Origin of the sequence: Candidatus Clostridium helianthi (assembly GCF_045310795.1) — a bacterium.
Classification (GTDB): domain Bacteria; phylum Bacillota; class Clostridia; order Clostridiales; family Clostridiaceae; genus Clostridium; species Clostridium helianthi.
The window spans coordinates 56,394-80,142 of sequence record NZ_JBJIAB010000006.1 but is presented as its reverse complement, the minus strand read 5'-3'; the positions used below and the strand labels follow the sequence as shown (position 1 = coordinate 80,142).

The following is a 23,749-nucleotide window of genomic DNA, read 5'->3' as shown; positions in this document are numbered from 1 at the left end:
TTTTTTGAATGATAATATAATAGAAATGAGAAACATCGTAAAAAGCTTTTATATTGGAACTCCCAATCAATTAGATATTCTCAAGAATATAGATATAACAATAAAAGAGGGCGAATTTGTATCAATAGTTGGTGCGTCAGGGTCAGGAAAAAGCACTTTAATGAATATTATAGGAGCACTTGATAGACCAACATCTGGAACATATATTTTAAGTGGAACAAATGTTGGTGAAAAAACAGATAATGGATTATCAGAAGTTAGAAATAAGAAGATAGGATTTGTGTTTCAAACTTATAACTTAATACCGAGGAGTTCAGCTTTGAAAAATGTTGAGTTACCAATGCTTTATTATGGAATGGGAAAGCAGGAGAGAAAAGAACGGGCAGAAAAGCTTCTAGAACTTGTTGGAATGAAAGATAGAATGAAGCATCTTCCAAATGAATTATCAGGTGGACAGAAACAGAGAGTGGCAATTGCACGTGCACTTGCAAATGATCCAAGCATAATACTTGCTGATGAACCAACAGGAGCACTTGATTCATCAACTGGTAGGCTAGTTATGGATTTATTTCATAAGGTACATGAAATGGAGAAGAAGACAATTGTCTTTATAACTCATAATTATGAACTTGCAGGAGAAACAGAGAGAATCATAACATTGAAGGATGGGAAAATAGTATCAGAAGAACATAACGACAAATATACTAGAAGGTTTCAAAATGGTGAAAAGTTATGTTTATAAAAGAGAATATAGCACTTGCGATAGCAGGTATAAAATCAAGCAAAATGCGTTCATTATTAACTATGCTAGGAATTATAATAGGAATATCATCTGTTATAGGGATTGTTTCTATTGGAAGTGCAATTACATCTACAGTATCATCTCAAATGGATAAAATGGGTGCAAATAATATAGACATTGGTATAGCGATAAAAAAAGAAGACGGAACTGCTAGTGGGAATGGGACTAGTAAACAGCCAGAAGATAGTGATCTTATAACAATGGAACAGATAAATTCATTTAATGAAGTATTTAAAGATAAAATTAATAGTATAAGTGTACAGGAACAATTAGGACAAGGAAAAGTAAAAGATGGATATTCTTATGCAAATGTCAGCACCACAGGAGTAAATGAAGGATACAAACAGGTTAAAAACTTAAAACTAATTAGTGGAAGATTTATCACTGATAGGGATGTTAAAGCAAATTCTAAAGTCGCTATAGTTTCTGATAAGCTTGTTAATAATATATTTAAAGGAAAAACTGATCCGTTAGGTAAAGAAATTAAAGTCTATGCAAATGATGATATCCAGACATATGTTATAGCTGGTGTATATCAATATGAAAATTCATCATTATTTGGAATGGGTGAAGGTTCCACATCAGAAAAGGACAGAAGAACTTCTTTATATATCCCTATAACAACTGAAAAAGCACTACAAAAAAATAAAAACTTTGAGTATTTTACTGTAGTCCCTAAAATGGGGATAGACAAAGGGAAATTAGTTAGCGATATGCAAAAGTACGGGAATAAGATGTACAAGAATAATAAGAATTGGACATTAATGGTTCAGAATAATGAAGCTGATGCTGCAGAAATAACATCAGTGCTTGGTATGATATCTATGGGGATATCTGTAATTGCAGCTATAGCATTACTTGTAGGAGGAATAGGAGTAATGAATATAATGCTCGTATCTGTTACAGAGAGAACAAGAGAGATAGGAACAAGAAAGGCTCTCGGTGCTAAAAGTAGTCACATAAAGATGCAATTTATAATTGAATCAGTTATAATATGCACCATTGGTGGAACAATTGGTATAATACTTGGAATTGGTATGGGAATAATTGCATGTATAGTATTAAAATCACCAATATCGATATCTATTCCAACAATTTTAATAAGCTTTACTTTTTCAATGGCGATTGGTGTGTTCTTTGGATATTATCCAGCTAAAAAAGCGGCTAGCCTTGATCCGATTGAAGCCTTAAGATATGAGTAAGCAGTATGAAAAAGTAGTAGATAAAAAATAAAACACATATATCCTAAAGAAGTTTAATTCATCGAAGTTCACCTTAAACTAGTGAATAGTAAAAATTATATATTTTATAAAGAATGAATTGTATTATTTAAAATGTATATGCAAAATATGATTAGTGTTATGAAGGTTAAATTTGTGAAGATAGATATTTTATTAAGAATTAAAATATCTATCTGTTTTTTTATTTAGAAGAAGTCTTAAGGTAGGAATGAAACTTTCATAATTTAATTACATAGAAAGTCGATATTTTTACTAATAATTGTTGACAAGTTTCTGTAACTATGTATAATTAGTATTAACAAAAAAATATCTGGATAAGTTAATCTTATTAAGAGCGGTGGAGGGACTGGCCCTTTGAAGCCCGGCAACCTGAAAAATTTTTATATATAAATTTTTTCGTTGGTGCTAAATCCTGCAAGAGAATATCTTGAAAAATGAGAGGAATTAAGTTTTTGTAGAACTTATAATATGACTATAAAGTCACTTCTTGTTTTGGAAGTGGCTTTTTTTATTAATATTATCTCTGGTATTAGCAATAAGTAATGCATTAAGCAAGACAAATTTAAGGAGGCAAAATAATGACTTTAAAAAAATCTTTTGAAACAATTGCAGTCAGTGGAGTATCAGGTGGAGATAAAGAAACAGGTGCTATAAGTTTTCCAATATATCAATCTGCCACATTTAAACATCATGGCCTTAATAATAGCACAGGATATGATTATGCAAGAGCTCAAAATCCAACTAGAGAAGAAGCTGAAAAAACATTAGCTGTTTTAGAAGGCGGAAAATCAGCGATAGGGTTTTCTTCAGGAGTTGCAGCAATTACAGCCTGTATACATTTATTTAAGTCTGGAGATCATATAATCTTATCTGATGATTTATATGGTGGGACATATAGATTGTTTGATGATATTTTTAGGGATTTTGGATTAGAAGCTACCTTTGTTGATACTACAATTACTAAAAATATATTGAATTCTATAAAAGAAAATACAAAGGCGATACTTATAGAAACTCCATCTAACCCTATGATGAAGGTAACAGATATAAAAGCAGTTGCAGAAATAACAAAAGCAAATAAGTTACTGTTAATTGTGGATAATACTTTCTTAACTCCGTACTATCAAAGACCGCTAGAACTAGGAGCAGATTTAGTAGTTCACAGTGGAACAAAGTTTTTAGGTGGGCATCATGATTTACTTGCAGGGTTCATAGTAGCAAATGATGAAGAAATATTAGAAAAATTAAGAAGAATTCACATGTCAACAGGAGCAACTTTATCTCCTTTTGATTCATGGTTAATTTTAAGGGGTATAAAGACTTTACATATAAGGTTGGAAAGGTCGCAAGAGAATACACTTAAGATAGCTAAGTTTTTAGAAGGTAATCCTAAAGTAGAAAAGGTGTATTACGTGGGCTTAGAAGGTTTTGAAGGCTATGAATTAAATAAGAAACAATCGACAGGTTTTGGAGCAACATTATCTTTTAGAGTAAAAGAAAAAGAATTAGTTGCCAAGATTTTAGAAAGAGTTAAAGTAATAAGATTTGCAGAGAGCCTAGGGGGAGTAGAGACATTAATAACATATCCATTTACTCAAACACATTCAGAGATACCAGAAGAAATTAAGCAAAGACTTGGAGTAGATGAATATCTGCTTAGATTATCAGTAGGAATAGAGAATATAGAAGATTTGCTAAAGGATTTGGAAAATGCTATAGGAAAATAAAATTTATAATTAAAATAGAATGGGGCGTTAAATATGAATTTTGGAACTAAATTAATACATGCAAGTGGAGATATAGATCCGGCAACAGGATCAGTAAGCACTCCAATATATCAGACATCAACATTTCACCAATTTGATATAGAGAATTTCGGAAAATACGATTATGCAAGATCAGGAAATCCAACTAGAGATGTGGTAGAAAAATTAATTGCAGAACTTGAAGGTGGCGAGCGCGGATTTGCATTTGCATCAGGAATGGCAGCTATTTGCTCTGTATTATCAATATTCTCTGCAGGAGATCATATTATAATATGTGGCGATGTATATGGGGGGACATATAGAGCTACTACAAAATTATTCTCAAGATTCAATATAGAATTCACTTTTGTAGATGCATCAAATATTGAAGAGATAGAAAAAGCATTCAAAGAAAATACTAAAGGCCTTTATTTAGAAACACCTTCAAATCCACTGCTAAAAGTTATAGACTTAAGGACAGCTAGTAATTTAGCTAAAGAAAATGGAGCAATAACTATAGTAGATAATACATTTATGTCACCATACCTGCAAAGACCTATTGAACTAGGAGTAGATATTGTTGTTCACAGTGCAACTAAGTTTCTTGGAGGGCATAGTGATGTTATAGCAGGTCTTGTTGTAACTAAAACAAAGGAATTGGGAGATAGGGTTTATCAAATACAAAATACTTTTGGGGCAGTACTTGGACCACAAGACTCGTGGCTTTTGGTTAGAGGTATCAAAACATTAAAAGTTAGACTAGATGCACTTCAAAAAAGTGCTCAAAAGCTAGCAGAATGGCTTGAATCAAGAGAAGAAGTTGAAAAGGTATATTATCTTGGATTACATTCTATGGAGGGAAGAGAACTACATTTAGAACAAGCCGATGGAGCAGGTGCTGTATTATCATTTAAATTCAAAACATTTGAAAGAACAAAAATATTTTTAAATAATGTAAAGAATGTAGCGGTAGCTGTTAGCTTGGGTAGTGTTGAAACTATAGTTTCATATCCAGCTAAGATGAGTCATGCTTCAATTCCAAAAGAAGAAAGAGAAGAGCTTGGAATAACAGATACATTGATAAGAGTATCCGTAGGGTTAGAAGATATAGATGATTTAATAGAGTCATTTAGAGAAGCAATGGAGAAATAAAAAATTACAGAGATAAGTTATATATAAAAGTTGATGAAAAAGGGTGATTTATATAATCATCCTTTTTTCATGCTTCTGATTAGAGGAATAATTCGATTAAATTTGGTGAAATGAAAGAAATAGAATTAATCGAGATATTATAATTTAAAAAATATCCTTTATGTAAGCAAGTGATTAGGTAAGTGTTATTTTAATTTTTTTAATATATTTATAAGGTTTATTATGGAATCATCTAACGTAATTACTTCATCATCAGAAAGAGAAGAAATTTTTTCAGCGAAAGAGCTACAGATGGCATTACGAAGAGAATTCAGTAAATCATAAGCTTTTGGTGTTAGCTCAACTCTAAGAACCCTTCTATCATTAGGATCTGGATATCTATTAACTAATTCATAATTAATAAGGTTGTCTATAATTGGAGTCATATTAGATTTTGATATACCTATATTATCTGCTATTTGAGAAATAGGAGATGAATTACTGTGAAAAAGATAGAATATAACTCTGGCGTGTGAAGGAGGAATAGAAAAATCAGAGCAACATTGTTTATTATTTTCATGTAATGATTGAAAAATTTTAGATATATCTTGTACTTTTAATATATTACTTTGAATAATCCATAAAAAGTTAATTAAGGAATCTGCAACTTTAAATAAATTTTCTTTTTCCATATTAAAACAAATCCTTCCCGAGGTGGTATATTAGTAAATTATAAACTATTGATAAATTGAAGACAATAGATAAGGATTATTATAATATTTAATATACTTAATAGGTTAAAAACACTTACTAAGTATATTTTTTTGTTTTGTAAAGATAATAAAAGTATGCTTTCTTTTCGATCATTTTAGGCTATAACCATGTATTTTCAACAGTTTAACATTAACTTTAAATTTGTCATTGAAAACGTAACTCAAATTTGAAGTTGTTTAAATTGAAAAGGTATTCTTCATAGTTTAAGATAGTAAATGAAAGAACTAATAATAAATTATATAAATAAAAATAGATGGAGGTTTTATTATGGAAACTAACAAATCGTCTCTTAAAGGAAGCGTGCAAAGATTAGGTAGTTTTTTAAGCGGTATGGTATTACCTAACATTGGTGCATTTATTGCTTGGGGTTTAATTACAGCTTTATTCATTCCAACAGGATGGATTCCAAATGAATATTTCGGTAAAATGGTAGGCCCTATGTTAAGTTACTTATTACCATTACTTATTGGATATACAGGTGGTAAGATGGTATATGGTCAAAGAGGAGCAGTAGTTGGTGCAATAGCAACAACAGGAGTTGTAATTGGTGCTTCTATCCCAATGTTCTTAGGAGCAATGATCATGGGACCATTCGGTGGATTTGTAATTAAAAAAGTTGACCAATTCCTAGAAGGAAAAGTTCCAACAGGTTTTGAAATGCTTGTTAATAACTTCTCATCTGGAATTTTTGGAGGAATCGTAGCACTTATAGGTTATACTTGTATTGAACCAGTAGTTACAGCTTTTTCAAACACATTAGGAAGTTTAGCTACTATAGTTACAAATATGGGACTTTTACCTCTAATAGATATATTCATTGAACCAGCTAAAGTATTATTCTTGAATAATGCAATTAATCATGGAATATTATCTCCACTTGGAATACAACAAGCACAAGAAGTTGGTAAATCAATATTCTTCTTACTTGAAGCAAATCCAGGTCCAGGTCTTGGTATACTTTTAGCTTACACTTTCTATGGTAAAGGAAATGCAAAACAATCAGCTCCAGGAGCTATAATAATTCACTTCCTTGGAGGAATACATGAAATATATTTCCCTTACATTTTAATGAAACCAGCATTAATATTAGCAGCAATAGCTGGTGGAATATGTGCAGATTTAACTTTTGTATTAACTCATGCTGGACTTGCAGCACCAGCTTCACCAGGTAGTATATTTGCAGTACTTGCTATGACACCAAAAGGTAGCTATGTATCTGTTTTAGCAGGAGTTGTTGTAGGTGCAATTGTATCTTTCTTAGTTGGTTCAATAATTCTTAAGGCATCAAAGGACAATGGAGAAGAAGAAAATCTTGAAGAAGCTCAAGCTAAGATGAAAGGTATGAAAGCAGAAAGTAAAGGCGCAAAAGCTTCAGAAACTGCAGTTAATGTATCAAAAGCTGATGTTAAATTAATAGTTTTTGCTTGTGACGCAGGTATGGGATCTTCTGCAATGGGAGAATCTATTCTTAAAAAAGCATTAAAAGATGCTGGAATTACTGATGTTGGAGTTAAACATTCATCAGTTGATAGCATTCCACAAGAAGCAGATGTTGTATTCACTCAAGAAAACTTAGTTGAAAGAGCAAGAAAATCAGCTAGAACTGCTAATATAATTACAGTTAAGAACTTCTTGGATCGTTCTAAGTATGATGAGTTTATTAACACATTAAAATAATAAGATATTATTAATTAGAGTAGATTTTAGTAATATAACTTACAGGCATTGGTAAACGGACTGATTTACCAATGCCATTTTTAAATTTGATAAATAATAGAGATGAGAGTGAATGATAGTCAAACTTTAAATTTGTCATTAGAAATGCATCACAGTTTTGAACTTGTTTGAATTGAAAGGATGTTTCATATAGAGTAATATATATATTGAAAGAAGCAATAATTTATAGTAATTAAATAGGAGGTTTTATTATATAAAACTTTATTTAGACAAAGTGACTTCCAGCTTGAACTTTGGATAAACTGGTAGATCTGATGATAACGTTTATGATACAAAGGGTTATTAACTTTAAATTAGCAGTTTTATTTAAGATGTACGTATGGGATCTTCTTTAATAGGAAAATCTATTTTTAAAAGAATTTAATAAATTCAAAATCTAATGACATCTGAAGATTCTACTTGAAGTTAAAATTAATTGTTATAGATATGATCAGTCTATCAATATATACAAAATAATAGATAAATCAGGTGAGATATTATGAATAATTTAACGCCTAGACAACAATTCATATTAAGTACAGTATTAAATGAAGGAACTTTTAATATAAAACGGCTTCATAAAGATCTTGACATAAGTGAGAGAACTATTTTAAGAGAACTTTCTTCTATTAATAAAAGATTAAAGAAGAATAGTATAACTATATTTAATGACGAAAATATGAATTTAAGTATTTCAGGTAATAAAGAAAATATAGAAGAGATAAAGAAATCATTAGATATGGTTCCGATTCCTTGGCTATTAAGTAAAGAACAGAGACAAATAGTTATCATATGTGAATTATTAGTTAGTAATGAGCCACTAAAAGCTTCGTACTTTTGTCATAAGTTCAATGTTGTAATGGGAAGTATAAGCCTTGATATAGACAATATTGAAGAAAGGCTAATATCTAAGAATTTATGTGTGATTAGAAAACGTAGCTATGGGATAAGTATTCAAGGGTCAGAGTGGAATAAGAGAAATGCATTAGTGGAGCTATTCTTTGATTTTAAACCTTTTGAAGATTTAATAGCATTTCTTTATGATGAAAAAGTTGATCCGATAGTTAAAACTTTGTTTAACATTGTTTTTGGGAATGAGGCTATCCAATTAGTAAAGGATATATTAAAAGATATAGATTTTGATTATCTTAAAGGAAATGATGTCAAATACTTTAGTTTATTTATCCAAGTATTGCTATCTATAAAAAAGACAAAAAATGGAGAAATTATATATTTACCTCAAGAGATTAAAAATAGTATATTATCTTTAGAGGAATATAAAAAAATACAATATTTAGGTAGTGTTTTACAAAAGAATAATATAGATATATGTGAAGATGAACTTGTTTACTTATGTTTATATTTAAGTGATTACAAATACTTTTTTAACAATAAGCATCTTATAGAATCAGACATTAATTATGAGAATATTGCTAAAGAGGTTACAGAGGAAATATCAACAAAAATATATGTAGATATTACCAAAGATGAGCAGCTAATAAGGGATTTGACTCAGCATTTTAAACAAACATTTTATATGTTAAATTTAGGATTGAAAGTTATAAATCCTTTGATTAATGAAATAAAGGAACATTATTTAGAGTTATATAAAATTATAAAAAATACTTGCAGATTAATATTCTCTAGGTACAATTTTAAGATTCCTCCAGAAGAGGTTGGATATATAACAATGCATATTGCTGTTGCAGTACAAAAGCAACAGGCGATGTCAAAGAATATAAAAGCACTTGTTTTATGTCCAAGTGGAATAGGTACTGCAAGAATACTTTGTAGTAAAGTAAAGTCGATATTTAATGAAATCAATGTTATTGATGTAGTATCTTTACATGACATTAATAGTATAATTGATAAAAATAAATATGATTTGATCCTATCCACTGTTCCTGTAAACCTGAAAACAAAACATAACCTGATTGTTGTTTCTCACTTTATGACTGAAGTGGATATAGAGAATATAAGTAATTTTATTTCTAACTTTAAAGCTAGTAATAATGAAAGAGAACTAGAATTATTTGCTCAAACAAAAGATAATACAGTGACAAATCACGAATATGAATTAGCCAATACGATGGTTAAGAATTTTCAGCTAAAAAAATCAGATAGTGATTCATTTATTAATTTAATAAATTATATAGTAGATGATATTCACAAGATTGATATTGGAACAGATAAAGAGGTAATAAGGGATCTTATATTTAAGAGAGAGGAAAATGGAAATGTTGTAATTCCGGGAACTCATGTAGCCCTTATACACACAAGAAGTGATACAATAACTTCTCCATTTGTAGGAGTGTATAGAATAAATAAACCTTTATCTATGAAGAGTATAGGATTTTCAACAGAAGATGTAGATACCTTTATAGTAATGTTTGCAAGAAATACTGAAAGTAATTATATACTTAAGATTCTTGGAAAAATAAGCGTTTCATTAATAGAAAAGAAAGAATTTGTTGAAATGCTAAGACTAAGTAACACTATAGATATTAGAGATTATTTAATTAATATTATAAATAACGAGGAGGAAGACTAATGGAAAAAGGAATTTTAGTAAAAGAAGGAATAGTATTAAATGTTGCGTCAGAATCTAAGGACAAGGCAATAGAAAGAGTTGGTAAACTTTTAATTAATGGAGGATACGTTAAAGATAATTATATAGAGGGAATGAAAGCTAGAGAAGAAGAAGTTACAACTTACATGGGAAATGGTGTTGCTATTCCTCATGGTATGAATGAATACAAGAAAGAAATACTTGAAACAGGAATAGTTATAGCTCAATATCCTAATGGTGTAGATTTTGGCGAAGGCAATACTGCTTATATAGTAATAGGAATAGCAGGAAAAGGCGATGAACATATGGAGATATTATCAAAGATAGCTTTAACTATTCAATATGAAGAAAATGTTGAAAGACTTAGAAAAGCAAAGACACCAGAAGAAATAATGGAGATTATAGAAGAAGGAGAAATGTAATATGAAAGCAATTCAATTCGGTGCAGGAAACATAGGAAGAGGATTCATAGGTGCATTACTTTCAAAAGCAGGATATCATGTAGTATTTGCTGATGTAAATAAAGAAGTAATTGATAAAATCAATGAAGATAAAAAATATACAATACATGTAATGGATGTAAATTGTGAAGAAATAGTAGTTGAAAACATAAGCGGAGTTATTTCTATAAATGATGAAATTTTAGATGAAATAAAAGAAGCTGAAATTATAACAACAGCAGTAGGTCTTGTTGTATTACCAAGAATAGCTCCAACAATAGCTAAAGGAATACAACTTAGAAAAGAAGCAGGAATCAAAACACCATTAAATATAATTGCATGTGAAAATGCAATAAAAGCAAGTTCTCAATTAAAAGCAGAAGTTGAAAAATGTCTAAGCGAAGAAGAAAAAGCTTATTTAGAAGAATTTGTTGGATTCCCAGATTGCTCTGTAGACAGAATTGTTCCACCAGTTAAGAGTGAAAATATTCTAGATGTAGTAGTTGAAAAATTCTATGAATGGAATGTTGAAGAAAAAGCATTCAAAGGAAGTATTCCAGCAATTGAAGGAATGAATTTAGCAGATAATTTAATGGCTTATATAGAAAGAAAGCTATTCACATTAAATACTGGTCATGCCATTACAGCATATATAGGAAATTTAAAAGGTTATGGAACAATAGATGAAAGTATAGCTGATGAAAAAATATATAATGTTGTTAAGAAAGCAATGACAGAAAGTGGAATGGGCTTAGTAGAAAAGCATAAATTTGATAAAGAAGCTCACTTCAAATATATAGATAAGATTATTGGAAGATTCAAAAATCCTTACTTAAAAGATGATGTATCAAGAGTTGGAAGAGAACCACTTAGAAAATTAAGTGATAGTGATAGATTAATAAAACCATTAATGACTGCTAGAGGATTTGACTTAAGCGTTGACAATTTATTACTAGGAGTAGGTGCAGCATTACACTACAATAATCAAGAAGATACACAAAGTGTAAAACTACAAGAATTAATAAAAGAAAGGGACGTAAAAGGAGCTATAGCAGAAGTTGCTAATATCGATGATAATGACTTATTAGAAAAGATAGAAAAGGCATATAATGACGTTTTAGCAATATAGAAAACTCATTTAAGGTGGATAATTATCCACCTTAAATATTTTATTAATAATTTTTAGTGATTTAACATATTAATAATTAATTATCTGAAGATGATTTTGTAACCAAAAAGTAATAATAAAATATATATATAAATATAGACAATTGAAAATAATGTGATAAAATAGTCAAAGAGGCATAAATAAAGAAAACAGAGGTGATGAATGGAGAAGAAAGAAAATCTTAAAATCAATAAAAAGCGCCAGGACTAAGTGAGATTTAGTTGAAAGTGAATTTTTACAGGGTTGGTTTTTAGAAAAGGAATTTAGTTAATAGTAAGCTTTGATATAAGTTACGCGAATAGCTAATTAAATCTTTTTAAAGGAAACTCGACTCACGTTCGTTCGCTGAGTAAATTCAACTATCCAAATCGAAGATTTGGAGTTTCATTTACGTCGACGAGGTTGGGGAGTATCGAAACTTCGGCGGGTGCCCCACGGTATCGCACTACCGTAAACGACTGGTAAAACTGTGAAGTGATTCACAGGACAAATTCAGTCTGGTGTTAAAACCTTTGTTTTAATTTTAATTTCTAGGATTACTATGCCCTTTTATAATTGTGCTAGGAATGAAGTTAAAAGAAGAATTAAAATTAAATATTATATGAAAAAAGAGAGGAAGATAAATATGTGCGGAATAGTTGGATATTTTGGAAGTAAATCAGCAAAATCTTTTTTAGTAGATGGATTATCAAAGTTGGAGTATAGAGGTTATGATTCAGCAGGTATTGCAGTTGTTAATGATGGTAAGGTAAGCATCGAAAAGCATAAAGGTCGTCTTACTAACTTAACTGATAATTTAGGACAAGGCAAAGCTGAAGGAACACTTGGTATCGGTCATACTAGATGGGCAACTCATGGAGAGCCATCAGATATTAATTCACATCCACACCAAAGTTCAAAGGGAGATATTACTGTAGTTCATAACGGAATTATAGAAAACTATCTAGAACTTAGACAATGGCTTAAAGGAGAAGGATACGAATTTGTATCTCAAACAGATACTGAAGTAATACCAAATTTGATTCACTACTATTATGAAGGAGATCTTTTTAAAGCAGTAGTTAAAGCTACTGAAAGATTAGAAGGAAGTTATGCATTAGGTGTAGTAACTGGAGCAGAACCAGACAAGCTAATTGCAGTAAGAAAAGATAGTCCGCTAATTGTTGGTTTAGGACAAGATGAAACATTTATTGCTTCAGATATTCCAGCGATAATAAGCTATACAAGAGATATCTATCTTTTAGAAGATAGAGAATTTGTTGTTATAAGCAAAGATGGCGCTAAAATTTTAAGCGCTGATGGAAGTGAAATAAAGAAAGATGTTTTCAAAGTAACTTGGAATGAAGATGCTGCTGAAAAGGGTGGATATGATTCATTCATGTTAAAGGAAATCAACGAACAACCAAAAGCTATTAGAGATACAATGGCATCAAGATTATCAATGAGTCATGATATCACTTTTGGAGACTTTAAGTTATCAAAAGAGGATCTTAATAATATAGATAGAATCTTTATAGTAGCTTGTGGAACTGCATATAATGCAGGACTTATGGGAAGAGTAGCAATTGAAAAATTAGCAAGAATTCCAGTTGAAGTTGATATAGCATCAGAGTTTAGATATAAAGACCCATTAGTAACTGATAAATCCCTTGTAATAACATTAAGCCAATCAGGAGAAACTGCTGATACATTAGCGGTTCTTAGAGATTGTAAGAAAGCTGGAGCTAAAACTTTAGCTATAACAAATGTTGTAGGAAGTACAATTTCTAGAGAAGCTGACGACGTATTATATACAATGGCAGGTCCAGAAATAGCAGTAGCTTCTACTAAGGCATATACAACACAAGTTGTTGTTATGTATATGATGGCAATGTATTTCAGTGAATTAAAGGGATTAATGACTAAGGAATTAGAAAAAGAATTAAAAGAAGCATTATTATTAGTACCTGAAAAAGTTCAAGTAATTTTAGATAAAGCAAGTGAAGTAGAAGAAATTGCAAATCTTTTAACTGATGAAACAGATGTATTCTATTTAGGTAGAGGTGCTGACTATGCATTATCTATAGAAGCATCATTAAAGCTTAAAGAAATTTCATATATCCACTCAGAAGCATATGCTGGTGGAGAATTAAAACATGGAACAATTGCTTTAATTGAAGAAGGAACTAAAGTAATAGCATTATTAACTCAAAAATCATTAAGAGAAAAAATGGTAAGTAATATAGTTGAAGTTAAAGCTAGAGGAGCAGAAGTAATTGCAATTGCTTACGAAAATGATGTATTAGATGAATCAATTTTCGATAAAGTAATTAGAATTCCAGAACTTCTTAACTTAGTTTCACCAATAGTTGCTGTAGTTGCATTACAACTTTTAGCTTACTATACAGCTAGAAATAAAGGTTGTGATATAGACAAGCCAAGAAACTTAGCTAAATCAGTAACAGTAGAATAATTGATAATTTAAAACAATTTATATTTGTGGCTTTATAATAAAGTTGTATCGTTTATAACAAAGTCGTATCGTTTTGAATAAAGTTATATCATTTATAATAGAGTCGTATCAAAAATAATTGGATGGTAATACTAAACTTGATGTTTAGTATTACCATTTAAATTGATTATATAAGGTAATTCATAGAAGGCTAGACATTTTAAGTAAATTTAAATGTCTAGCTTTTTGCTATATTGGAGGTGAAGTGGTTGTGAAAAGAGAAAGAACAAAAGATATTGATAAAATGCTTAGGGAAGGCCGTGGAAGTGGTATAGGAAAAGAATATCTTCCGTGGATAAAGATACAAGACGTTGCGTCCTTAGGTAGGGTGACAAGAGTAAAAGGAATTAAAACAGGCAGGCAGCATGAATTAATGTCTGATATGGAAAGAAACTATTTTTATTTACTTGAGTTTTCAGATGAAGTAGTTGATATCAGAGAACAATATCCGTTACTTCCTTTGGAAGATACCTTGGCAATAGCTATAGAACTTGGAATAACACATCCGAAGGATCCTAAAACTAATGAGCCGATAGTTATGACTACGGATTTTCTAGTAACAATTGAAGAGGAGGGAGAATATTTTGAAGTTGCAAGAACCATAAAAAGTAAAGATGATCTTTTAAATAAAAGAATAATTGAAAAGTTTGAAATTGAAAGAAGGTATTGGGAGAAAAAAGAGATAGACTGGGGAATAGTAACTGAACAGGAAATCAATAAGATAATAGCTAACAATATAAGTTTTGTACAAGGATATAAAGATTTAATGTTAGTAGATTGTTTTCAGGCAATTGATAATTTAGATTTGAAAGATTTAATATATGAGTTTATAAAACGAATTGTTGATGATGAAAGAACTGTAAGGAAAATATGCTTTGAGTTTGATAAGGATATGGATTTGGAAAAAGGAAGTGGCTTAAGCATATTTAAATATTTAATTATAAATAAGATCATTCAAATAGACATTTCAAAAGAAATTGATGTTAATAAACATATCCCTATTATTAGTGTACGGGAAGAAGAAATTAAGAAGGTGGAAGCTATATGATGGAGATTAACTCTGTATATAAATATATTGATAATAAGGAAGAAAGAATTAGAGTTATTTATATAATAGATAAATTTACTTACATAGTAAATCTAGATGGTGCAACTTCAATGCCTAGAAAGGAATTAACAGAAACCATTTCACAAGAAATTAATGCTGAAGAATTAATATTGATTAAAGATCCTTTTGCAAAAATAATTGATGAAAAAGCTCTATCGGAATTACAAATAAGTAAAAGGGATTCAGATTGGGAAGTTATTTTAAAATATTGGTTTAATAATAGAGAAGAATTACTGGAAAAAAAGTCTAGAAACATGATGTTTGAGCAAATTTCACGAGAAATAGGTATAAGTGTTCCGAAGGTAAAAAAGTTGTTTAGTCGATATTGGCAAAGAGGAATGAATAAGAATGCTCTGTTACCTGATTACATTAATTCAGGAGCAAAAGGTAAGGAAAGAAAGTTAGCAATTAATAAGGTTGGAAGACCTAAAAAAACAAATTATCACGGTGAAATAGTTGAAGGAATTAATATAACAGCTGAAGTTAAAAAGCATTTTCAAGTAGCAATAAACAAGTATTATCGAAATAATAATAAGTTATCACTTAAAGAAGCATATATGTTTATGCTAAAGGATTTTTATTCAGATATTTATATAGAGAATAATGAAATTAAAAACAAAGTGTGGGACATAGCAAGAATACCTACCTATAATCAATTTTATTATTGGTTCAAGAAAGATGAAGACATAAAGAAAGACATCACTTTTAGAGAAAGTGAAAAAGAATTTAATCTTAAGCATAGAGAACTATTAAACAATTCAAAGCAAGAAACTGATGGACCAGGTACAAGATTTCAGGTGGATGCAACAATTGCTGATGTTTATTTAGTTAGTTCATTAAATAGAAATAGAATTATAGGAAGACCCATTGTATATGCGATTATAGATGTTTTCTCAAGACTCATTGCAGGAATCTATGTTGGTTTAGAAGGCCCTTCTTGGCTTGGTGGAATGATGGCTTTAGATAATATGCTTCAAGATAAGGTTGAATATTGTAAAGTGTATGGAATTAACATAGAAAAGGAACAATGGCCATGTGAACATATTCCTGAAATCATAATTGCAGATAGAGGAGAATTTGAAGGATATTCAGTAGAAAATTTAATAAATAATTTAAGCATTAAAATTGAGAACACTTCACCATATAGAGGAGATTTAAAGGGAATTGTTGAGCGAAGCTTTAGGACTACAAATGAGAAAATAAAACATACAACGCCAGGAGCAATTCAAAAAGAATTTAGAAAACGTGGTGATAGGGATTATAGACTAGATGCAACCTTAACCTTAGAAGAGTTTACTAGGATCTATATAAATATTGTGCTGCATCATAATAGTAAAATAATTGATAAATATCCGATGGATAAAGAAATGCTTGAGGATGAAATAACTCCTACTCCATTAAATCTATGGAAATGGGGAATTGAAAATAGAAAAGGCAGATTAAAAACTGTAAATCGAGAAATTCTAAGGCTTAATATATTGCCTAGAGGAAAAGCAAGTGTATCAAGAGCTGGAATAAGGTTCAAAGGTCTATATTATAGTTCAGATAAAGCTATTAAGGAGCAATGGTTTATAAATAATAAAGTCAGAAGTATTGAAATAGTATATGATCCTAGAAACATGAATAAAATATACATCCCTTTTGATAATGGCTTAAGTTATGATGAATGTTATTTGACTAGCACCTGTATTCAATATAAAGACTGCTTATTAGAAGAAATCATATTCAATGAGGAGCTTGAGGCGGAATTGAAAGAAAAACAAATGAAAGAGCAAAATCAAAATAATATAGATCTAGAAAAAGAAATTAATAAGATAGTTAGCAAAGCTAGGAAGATAAAAGAAAAAGATATTGATTATAGTAAGAGTACTTCAGAAAAATTGAAAGGGATAAAGCGAAACAGAAGTATAGAAAAGGCCATTAATAGAGAGAATGAGAGTTTTGATTTGAAGGAAGAAAATAGAAACAAGAAGACTGAGATAGCAGAAGTTATTGAAATAATCAGACCCAAGGACCTTAGTCAAGAAAATAAGGGAAATAATAGAGTAATGGAAATGATTAAAAGAAAAAGGAATGAGAAAAAGTGATGGATGAGGAAAAGATAACAATACTTAAGGGAAGTGTTGAGGAAGCAGTATATAAAGAACAAGAATTAGAAGAATATGCGTATAATCCTTTTATTGAAGCCTTGCCACCAATATTTAACGAGGAAGATGTGATAGAAAAATTTACGGTTTTACCACAAATATCTGATAAAGATAGAAATAAGCCAGATAATTTAAGATATCACATAATAAAAAGAACCAAAAACTTTATACAGCCGTTACCGATACATATTGAATTAGAACGAAGAATATCTTCTCTTATAAGGCGTGGATATCTAAGCAGAAATCCAGTAGATAAAATGTTCTTACAGAACTTAAGAATATTGAATGGCTTAGATGATAACTCAATTAAAGAAAATGATTTAAAGGATGAATTAGTCAATATAAGATCAACGGCCGATAGCTTATCAATTATAGGAATTTCAGGTATAGGAAAAACTACAGCTATTGAAAGACTTCTTTTAATGTATCCTCAAGTAATTAAACATTTTGAATACAAAGAAAATAAGCTTACTAGAACGCAAATAGTCTGGCTTAAGATTGACTGTCCCTATGATGGCAATTTATCTACATTGTGTAAGAACTTTTTTTCAGCAATAGATGATATCTTAGGAACTAGATACTTAGAGAAATTTGGATATTCAAATAGAGTTACCTCGACAATGTTAATTAATATGACAAAGTTAGCGTGGAGATATGGAATTGGTGTTTTAGTAATAGATGAAATACAACATCTATTAAACACAAAAAATGATATGGAAGAAATGTTGAATTTCTTTGTTACACTTACTAACACGGTTGGAATACCAACCATATTAATAGGAACTAGTAAGGCACAAAAGATTTTTAAAGGTAACTTCAGACAAGCAAGAAGAGCTGCCAGTGAAGGTTCAATTATGTGGGATAGAATGAAACGCGATAGTGAGGAATGGCATTTCTTCATGGAGTCTATATGGGATTTCCAAGGTTTGAGAGAAATAACACCCTTAACAGATAAACTTATCGATGCATTTTATGATGAGTGCCAAGGAATTACAGCAGTGGCAGTTAATTTGTTTCTATTAGCTCAGGAAAGAGCCTTACAAGAAGGCAAGGAAGAAATAACTGTAGATACTATTAGAAAGACTGCAAAAAATGACCTTCAGATGATTAAACCAATGATTAAAGCGCTTAGAAATAATAATATATCTGAAATCGCAAAATATGAAGATATATCAATTAATCTTGATGAGTTGGAAATAAACTACAAGGGAAATATAGAGCTTTCAGGTTTAATTAAGGAATCCTTTAAAGAAAGAAAAAAATCTATAGAACTTAAGAAAAGAAGTACAGTTGAAAATTTAATTTTAGATCTAGCAGCTATGAATATTTTTGATGAATTAAGCGTGGAAGATATTAAAAAAGTATGTGAAAAAGTAGTAGAAAAATCATTAATTGATGAAGAGTATAACTCACAAAAGCTTCAAGTTTTAAAGAAAGCAATGGAACTTAACGAAACCTTAAAAACCAATATAAGTAGAAAAAAATCCTTTGAAATGAAGGAAGGTTTAATAGGAATATACGAAGCATCTAAAGAGCAAAACGTACATCCATATGAACTATTAAAAGAAAAAGGTTTTATTAAGAATCCAATAGAGGAGTTTTTAAACATTAGCTAATAACTGGGGGATGGGATAATAAAGGAGCGAAAAATATTGTTAGATTTTTTTACTGATCCATATAAAGATGAACTTATATATTCAGCTATAGCTAGGTATCATTATTATTCAGGAAATGTGGATTTTAGGGATACTATTGAAGAATGTTTTGGAAAGAGAACCATGATACCAACCTTAGAAATAGGTGGTAACTTTGAATATTTATCTAAAGCTTTGGGCAAGAAATATGATTCAGAAAGCTTAATAGCCAAGCAGACAATTCTACCCTACTATTTACCTTTTATAGATGAAGAAATAAAGAAAGAAATAATTGGAGCAATAAAATTTGAAGGAAGTTCTTCAATATATACAAAGCTTGGAATTGTAGCAGGTGGTATATGTAAGAAAGCTGGTATTTTTTATTGTTCAATATGTGCAGCTGAAGATATTAGAGAAAAGGGAGAACCATATATTCATAGAGAACATCAATTAGAAGGAATACTACTCTGCCCTCACCACGGAATGTTATTAGAACCGTATCCATTAAAAAGAGCGGATGTAAGTAGGCTCGAATATATAAGATTTAGAGAACAAGGTATGGATTTGAAGGCTGAAAATATAGAAATCAAAGACTATGAAAAACATTTAAAGCTTGCAAAAGCTTCATATTACCTATTAGATAATAATTTAAATAAGGTTTGTAAAGCAAAAATATTTAATAGATATAGATATTTGTTATATAAAAAAGACTTACTTAAAGGCAATAACTCTATAAATCAAAGAAAACTATATGAAGAATTTATAAGCTATTATGGTGAAGGATTTTTAAAGCAGCTAAACTCAGAAATAGAATATGATAACGAATATAACTGGCTTAAGATAATATCAAGAAAATCAAAAAGAGCTTCACATCCTTTAAGGCACTTGCTATTTATTGATTTTTTGTGTGAAGATATTGAAGTGTTTTTTAGTGAAATTGATATTTGTACTGTGAATAAAATCAAAAAAAGAAATGAAGTATATTTTATCGAGAACGTTAATTTAAAAAAATTGAAGACTTATAAAGACACAATTCTAAAAGCTATAGGTAATGACAGTGGTGTTTCCAGATCTTGTATAAGAAATAAATGCAAAAAAGAATATATGTACCTTTATAGATATGAGAAAGAATGGCTTTTTAATAATTTGCCTGTTAAGGGTAAGGTAAAGCAGGATAAGCAAAGAGTAGATTGGTGCGAAAGAGATAAGCAATACTTAAAATTATTGAAAGATAAACATGAAGCGTTAATCAATGATGAAGCTATGATTAGAATTACTAAAGGGAATTTAGCTAAGTCTTTAGGATTATTAGCTAACATAGAAAAGAAAATAGAATTATTGCCATTAACAAAGAGTTTTTTTTATGAAGTTTGTGAAAGTACAGAAGCCTTTGAAATAAGAAGAGCAAAGAAAGTAATAGATAGGCTAATTAATGAAGAATTAGAAAATATACAAATGTGGAAGATTCAAAGAATAGCTGGGATTAGAAGTGAACATTTTAAAAATATAAAATGTGAATTACAGAAGTATTTAGAGGGGAAACAGGTGAAGACTAAATTATGAGGGAAAGAAAAAAACTTAAATTAGATAATTGGCCTTTTGAGAAAGGCAAAAAGACTAAATTGATATGGATTGGAGAACCATTTAAATTGAACAATAAGTGGATGCTTGATACATATTTTAATGATGGTGCAAGTACAGAAAGGATTATTCAAGATTGGGCTAACTTATATTTTTTATCGATAGATAAATATTATACAGATGGAGATTTAAATTCGGGAGAAATAATAGATGATGAAGGAGGAATGCAAACAATAGAGATAGATTTAAGCGGTATTACCCCTAAGTATAATGAAACAGAATGGTACATATTAAAAAGTAAATATAGAAGTAAGTCAAAAACCTTCAGCTTTTGGAAACACAATGTACTATATACTATTCCAATAATTGAAATAGTAAGAGCTGTTTTAGCACCAAATACCTTTATGTTAAATGCTATTTTATATAATGATGCATGGGAAGATTATTTTACGTATGAGCTTGAGGATAGAAAGCTTAAAATAGATTTCACTAATCAATATAAGAGATCCTATTTAAAAAACGAATATTATAATCATTTGGCTTGGATTATAAGTAATGAGGAAATTTTAAAAATGTGTGATGATATTGGATTCAATATGTTTAGCAAAGGAAAACTATATTTTGATTTCAATATGTCAAACTTAAGTATTACAGCTAGAGTGAAGAAAAATAAGTATGGCTTTACCATAATAGAAATATTAAAAGTTAATCAAAAAGAAATTAATATAGATGAATTAAAGGCATATCATCCTAGTTTTGAAGAACGTAAGAAAAGTAATGAAGCAAAATTAAGAACTTATACATACTTAAATAATAAGTCTGAGGATAGGACAATTGATAGTGGTATTGATGGAGCTAAGGATTATGGTGAAAGAATAAATAATAGGTTAATAATACAAGAGTATATTAATATCCCAATTGTAAAAAAGGAAAAAGAAGGTAGCCAAAATTTAAGAACAAAGGAGGATAATAATACTAAGAAATATATTTTAGATGATGATAATTTAAGAACTTTGTCTTCTGAAGGTGGAGTGAAGAAAGCAAGCGGGATTGAAACATCAGCACTAGATGAAACAATAATACCAGTGGAATTGAATGAATTCGTTTATAATCTAAGAGAATTAGAAAAGCTTGACTGGATTGAAAAGGTGGATATGAGAATTGTAATGTTGCCATTAGGAAGGAAATTTTCATATTTAAGTAATGGGATAGATAGACGAAAGTGTTTGATAATAGAAATATTGAAAACTAACGGCGATGCTTTTGGAATTATTGAAGTTCAAAGAGAAGTAAAATTAATATCTACTTTAATATTGAGTTTAACTTCAAGGAAAAAGTTTAAAGTGATATTTAGAGAATTACTAAATGGTTTAGTTCAAGAAAGTGGAAAGTGGAGCAATAAAATATTAGCTAATCTAGAAAAAGAAAATATTATGATATATAGAAAAAATCATAGTAAAAATTATTTGTATAATATTATGAGTTGTATAAAATAATATATTATTTTTTATGATATAAAAATATAAAGTATATAATTACCACTGATTAAAAAGTTTAGAAGGATTTAGGATCACTTTTTAAATCTTTTTTATATATTTTTATTGAATATTTAAGTGATTCTTCCAGTAAATGAACAAGTTTTATATTGTTTTGTTTAGAATAAATTTTAAAATCATTCCATAAGTTTTGATTGATAGTTAAATTTATAGGAGATCTAATGACGCTTCTTTTTGATGGAAGTAATTGCTTTTTTAAAGCATACTTCATTCCGAATTCAAGTATACGGCTTTGTGGAAAATCTAATGATTTTGAAATGTAATATAGTTCGTTTAATAACTCAGTATCTATATTTTGATTAATTCTAATTCTATTTCTTATTTGCATACAATACACCTCGATATAATGAATTATATAATATGAAAGGATCTTATGCAATCATTTTCTGTACATAATGCAGAAAATATGGTATGATTTACATATAGGAATAACTATTTTATATAGGCTTATTGGTATGATATAATAGTTTTATCATATGGAGGAATTATATGAAGAAGATGGAAAGGATTGCTGTGGATTTGTTTTCAGGAGCTGGTGGAGTTTCATGTGGTTTAGAAAAAGCAGGAATTCAAGTAAGCGTAGCAGTTGAATTATGGGGAGTAGCAGCAAATACTTATGAAAGAAATTTTGGTGAAAATAAAGTAATAAGAAAAGACATTAGGAATGTAAAAGGTAAAGAAATATTAAAAAAAATTGGAGTACGGAAAAACAGATTGTTTTTACTTGCGGGATGTCCACCATGTCAAGGCTTTTCTTCTCAACAGAAAAATAAAAAAGGCGAAGATGATGAAAGGAATTTATTAGTCTTTGAGTATTTTAGAATAATTGATGAAATAAGACCTGTCTTCATATTGATGGAGAATGTGCCAGGACTTAAAAATGAAAAAAAAATATTTGATAAGTTATTGGCTATGTTTGATGAAATAGGATATGAGATTAGATTTGATGTATTAAATGCTGTTAATTATGGCGTGCCTCAGACAAGAAAAAGATTAGTTTTACATGGAGTTAGAAGAGATGTTTATAAGAAAATGATTGCTAAAAATATTGATGTAGAGTTTCCAAAAGAGACACATTGCAAACTGGGAAGGCTAAATGGGGAAAACTTAAAAAAGTGGAAAACTGTAAGAGATACAATATCACATTATCCTAAAATTAAATGTGGAGAAAGTCATGAAATAATTCCTAATCATACTTCAGCTAATCTTAAGGAAATAAATCTTGAACGTATTAGAATGATACGAAAGTACGGTGGAAGCAGAAATTCTTTGCCTCAAAAATTGCAACTAGATTGTCATAATAACAAAGATGGAGAAAAGAAAGTTGGATATGGAGACGTATATGGAATTATGGATTGGGATAAACCAGCACCTACACTAACAGGAGGGTGTTTGTCATATAGTAAAGGCAGATTTGGACATCCGGAACAAGATAGGGCTATTTCAGCTAGAGAAGCAGCGGCATTACAAACATTTGATGATAATTTTATTTTTGAAGGTAATTTACAAGATATTGCTCAGCAAATAGGAAATGCTGTGCCAGTTGATATGGCGGCCGCAAGTGGTAATTATTTTATCGAATTAGCAAAAAGATTACATGTAATATAAATTATTAATACATTTATAAAAGATTGAGAGGTGAAATG

The 23,749-nt window shown here is 29.7% G+C and carries 17 protein-coding genes and 1 riboswitch; of the genes, 15 read left to right on the top strand and 2 right to left on the bottom strand.

Going from position 1 to position 23,749, the window contains the following annotated elements; all coding sequences use genetic code 11:
• Positions 1 to 4 precede the first annotated feature (4 nt).
• From ACJDTP_RS06770 to ACJDTP_RS06755, 4 genes are all read left to right on the top strand, one after another.
• Positions 5 to 742 (top strand): ABC transporter ATP-binding protein, encoded by a 738-nt coding sequence (locus tag ACJDTP_RS06770; protein ID WP_011967589.1) that lies wholly within the window; start codon positions 5 to 7, stop codon positions 740 to 742.
• Positions 733 to 2,004: an ABC transporter permease gene (locus ACJDTP_RS06765; protein ID WP_039772669.1), complete on the top strand. Its 1,272-nt coding sequence runs from the start codon at positions 733 to 735 to the stop codon at positions 2,002 to 2,004. Before ACJDTP_RS06770 ends, ACJDTP_RS06765 begins: the two co-directional genes overlap by 10 nt.
• A 361-nt stretch (positions 2,005 to 2,365) precedes the next feature.
• Positions 2,366 to 2,484: riboswitch (SAM riboswitch) on the top strand.
• 137 nt (positions 2,485 to 2,621) lie between these two features.
• A complete protein-coding gene (locus ACJDTP_RS06760) occupies positions 2,622 to 3,770 on the top strand; it encodes a trans-sulfuration enzyme family protein (RefSeq protein ID WP_406760825.1) in 1,149 nt (382 codons plus the stop codon).
• Between the two features lie 33 nt (positions 3,771 to 3,803).
• Positions 3,804 to 4,940, top strand: a complete 1,137-nt coding sequence (locus ACJDTP_RS06755) for a trans-sulfuration enzyme family protein (RefSeq protein ID WP_171779788.1) — start codon at positions 3,804 to 3,806, stop codon at positions 4,938 to 4,940.
• A gap of 185 nt (positions 4,941 to 5,125) precedes the next feature.
• Here ACJDTP_RS06755 and ACJDTP_RS06750 read toward each other — a convergent pair whose 3' ends face one another.
• A complete protein-coding gene (locus ACJDTP_RS06750) occupies positions 5,126 to 5,611 on the bottom strand; it encodes a MarR family winged helix-turn-helix transcriptional regulator (protein WP_406760824.1) in 486 nt (161 codons plus the stop codon).
• Positions 5,612 to 5,960: 349 nt separating this feature from the next.
• Between ACJDTP_RS06750 and ACJDTP_RS06745 the strand changes: the two genes are divergently transcribed.
• The 10 genes from ACJDTP_RS06745 to ACJDTP_RS06700 all read left to right on the top strand — a co-directional run bounded on the left by ACJDTP_RS06745 (position 5,961) and on the right by ACJDTP_RS06700 (position 22,043).
• Entirely contained in the window at positions 5,961 to 7,370 is a 1,410-nt protein-coding gene (locus tag ACJDTP_RS06745; RefSeq protein ID WP_017209775.1) for a PTS mannitol transporter subunit IIBC, read from the top strand.
• Between the two features lie 538 nt (positions 7,371 to 7,908).
• Complete coding sequence (locus ACJDTP_RS06740) at positions 7,909 to 9,960, top strand: BglG family transcription antiterminator (RefSeq protein WP_077868899.1); 2,052 nt, start codon at positions 7,909 to 7,911, stop codon at positions 9,958 to 9,960.
• Positions 9,960 to 10,400 carry a PTS mannitol transporter subunit IIA gene (locus ACJDTP_RS06735; protein ID WP_011967596.1) on the top strand — a complete coding sequence of 147 codons (441 nt, stop codon included), beginning with the start codon at positions 9,960 to 9,962 and terminating at the stop codon, positions 10,398 to 10,400. The genes ACJDTP_RS06740 and ACJDTP_RS06735 overlap by 1 nt, the downstream gene beginning before the upstream one ends.
• 1 nt (position 10,401) lies before the next feature.
• Positions 10,402 to 11,547 carry a mannitol-1-phosphate 5-dehydrogenase gene (locus tag ACJDTP_RS06730; RefSeq protein WP_406760823.1) on the top strand — a complete coding sequence of 382 codons (1,146 nt, stop codon included), beginning with the start codon at positions 10,402 to 10,404 and terminating at the stop codon, positions 11,545 to 11,547.
• Positions 11,548 to 12,211: 664 nt separating this feature from the next.
• On the top strand, positions 12,212 to 14,038 hold the full coding sequence (gene glmS, locus ACJDTP_RS06725) for a glutamine--fructose-6-phosphate transaminase (isomerizing) (protein WP_023974767.1): 1,827 nt from the start codon (positions 12,212 to 12,214) through the stop codon (positions 14,036 to 14,038).
• A gap of 250 nt (positions 14,039 to 14,288) precedes the next feature.
• Positions 14,289 to 15,125, top strand: coding sequence for a TnsA endonuclease N-terminal domain-containing protein (locus ACJDTP_RS06720; protein WP_406760822.1), 837 nt, complete (start codon positions 14,289 to 14,291; stop codon positions 15,123 to 15,125).
• A complete protein-coding gene (locus ACJDTP_RS06715) occupies positions 15,122 to 17,272 on the top strand; it encodes a Mu transposase C-terminal domain-containing protein (RefSeq protein WP_406760821.1) in 2,151 nt (716 codons plus the stop codon). The genes ACJDTP_RS06720 and ACJDTP_RS06715 overlap by 4 nt, the downstream gene beginning before the upstream one ends.
• Positions 17,272 to 18,948, top strand: a complete 1,677-nt coding sequence (locus ACJDTP_RS06710) for an ATP-binding protein (RefSeq protein WP_406760820.1) — start codon at positions 17,272 to 17,274, stop codon at positions 18,946 to 18,948. The genes ACJDTP_RS06715 and ACJDTP_RS06710 overlap by 1 nt, the downstream gene beginning before the upstream one ends.
• Before the next feature lie 36 nt (positions 18,949 to 18,984).
• The gene (locus tag ACJDTP_RS06705) at positions 18,985 to 20,529 is read left to right on the top strand and encodes a TnsD family Tn7-like transposition protein (protein WP_406760819.1); all 1,545 of its coding nucleotides are present in this window, start codon (positions 18,985 to 18,987) and stop codon (positions 20,527 to 20,529) included.
• Complete coding sequence (locus ACJDTP_RS06700) at positions 20,526 to 22,043, top strand: Tn7-like element transposition protein TnsE (protein ID WP_406760818.1); 1,518 nt, start codon at positions 20,526 to 20,528, stop codon at positions 22,041 to 22,043. The genes ACJDTP_RS06705 and ACJDTP_RS06700 overlap by 4 nt, the downstream gene beginning before the upstream one ends.
• 58 nt (positions 22,044 to 22,101) lie before the next feature.
• Here ACJDTP_RS06700 and ACJDTP_RS06695 read toward each other — a convergent pair whose 3' ends face one another.
• Positions 22,102 to 22,431, bottom strand: a complete 330-nt coding sequence (locus tag ACJDTP_RS06695; protein ID WP_406760817.1) for a hypothetical protein — start codon at positions 22,429 to 22,431, stop codon at positions 22,102 to 22,104.
• 161 nt (positions 22,432 to 22,592) lie between these two features.
• On the opposite strand from ACJDTP_RS06695, the gene ACJDTP_RS06690 reads away from it, so the two are divergent.
• On the top strand, positions 22,593 to 23,711 hold the full coding sequence (locus tag ACJDTP_RS06690; RefSeq protein ID WP_406760816.1) for a DNA cytosine methyltransferase: 1,119 nt from the start codon (positions 22,593 to 22,595) through the stop codon (positions 23,709 to 23,711).
• The last annotated feature ends 38 nt before the right edge of the window (positions 23,712 to 23,749 follow it).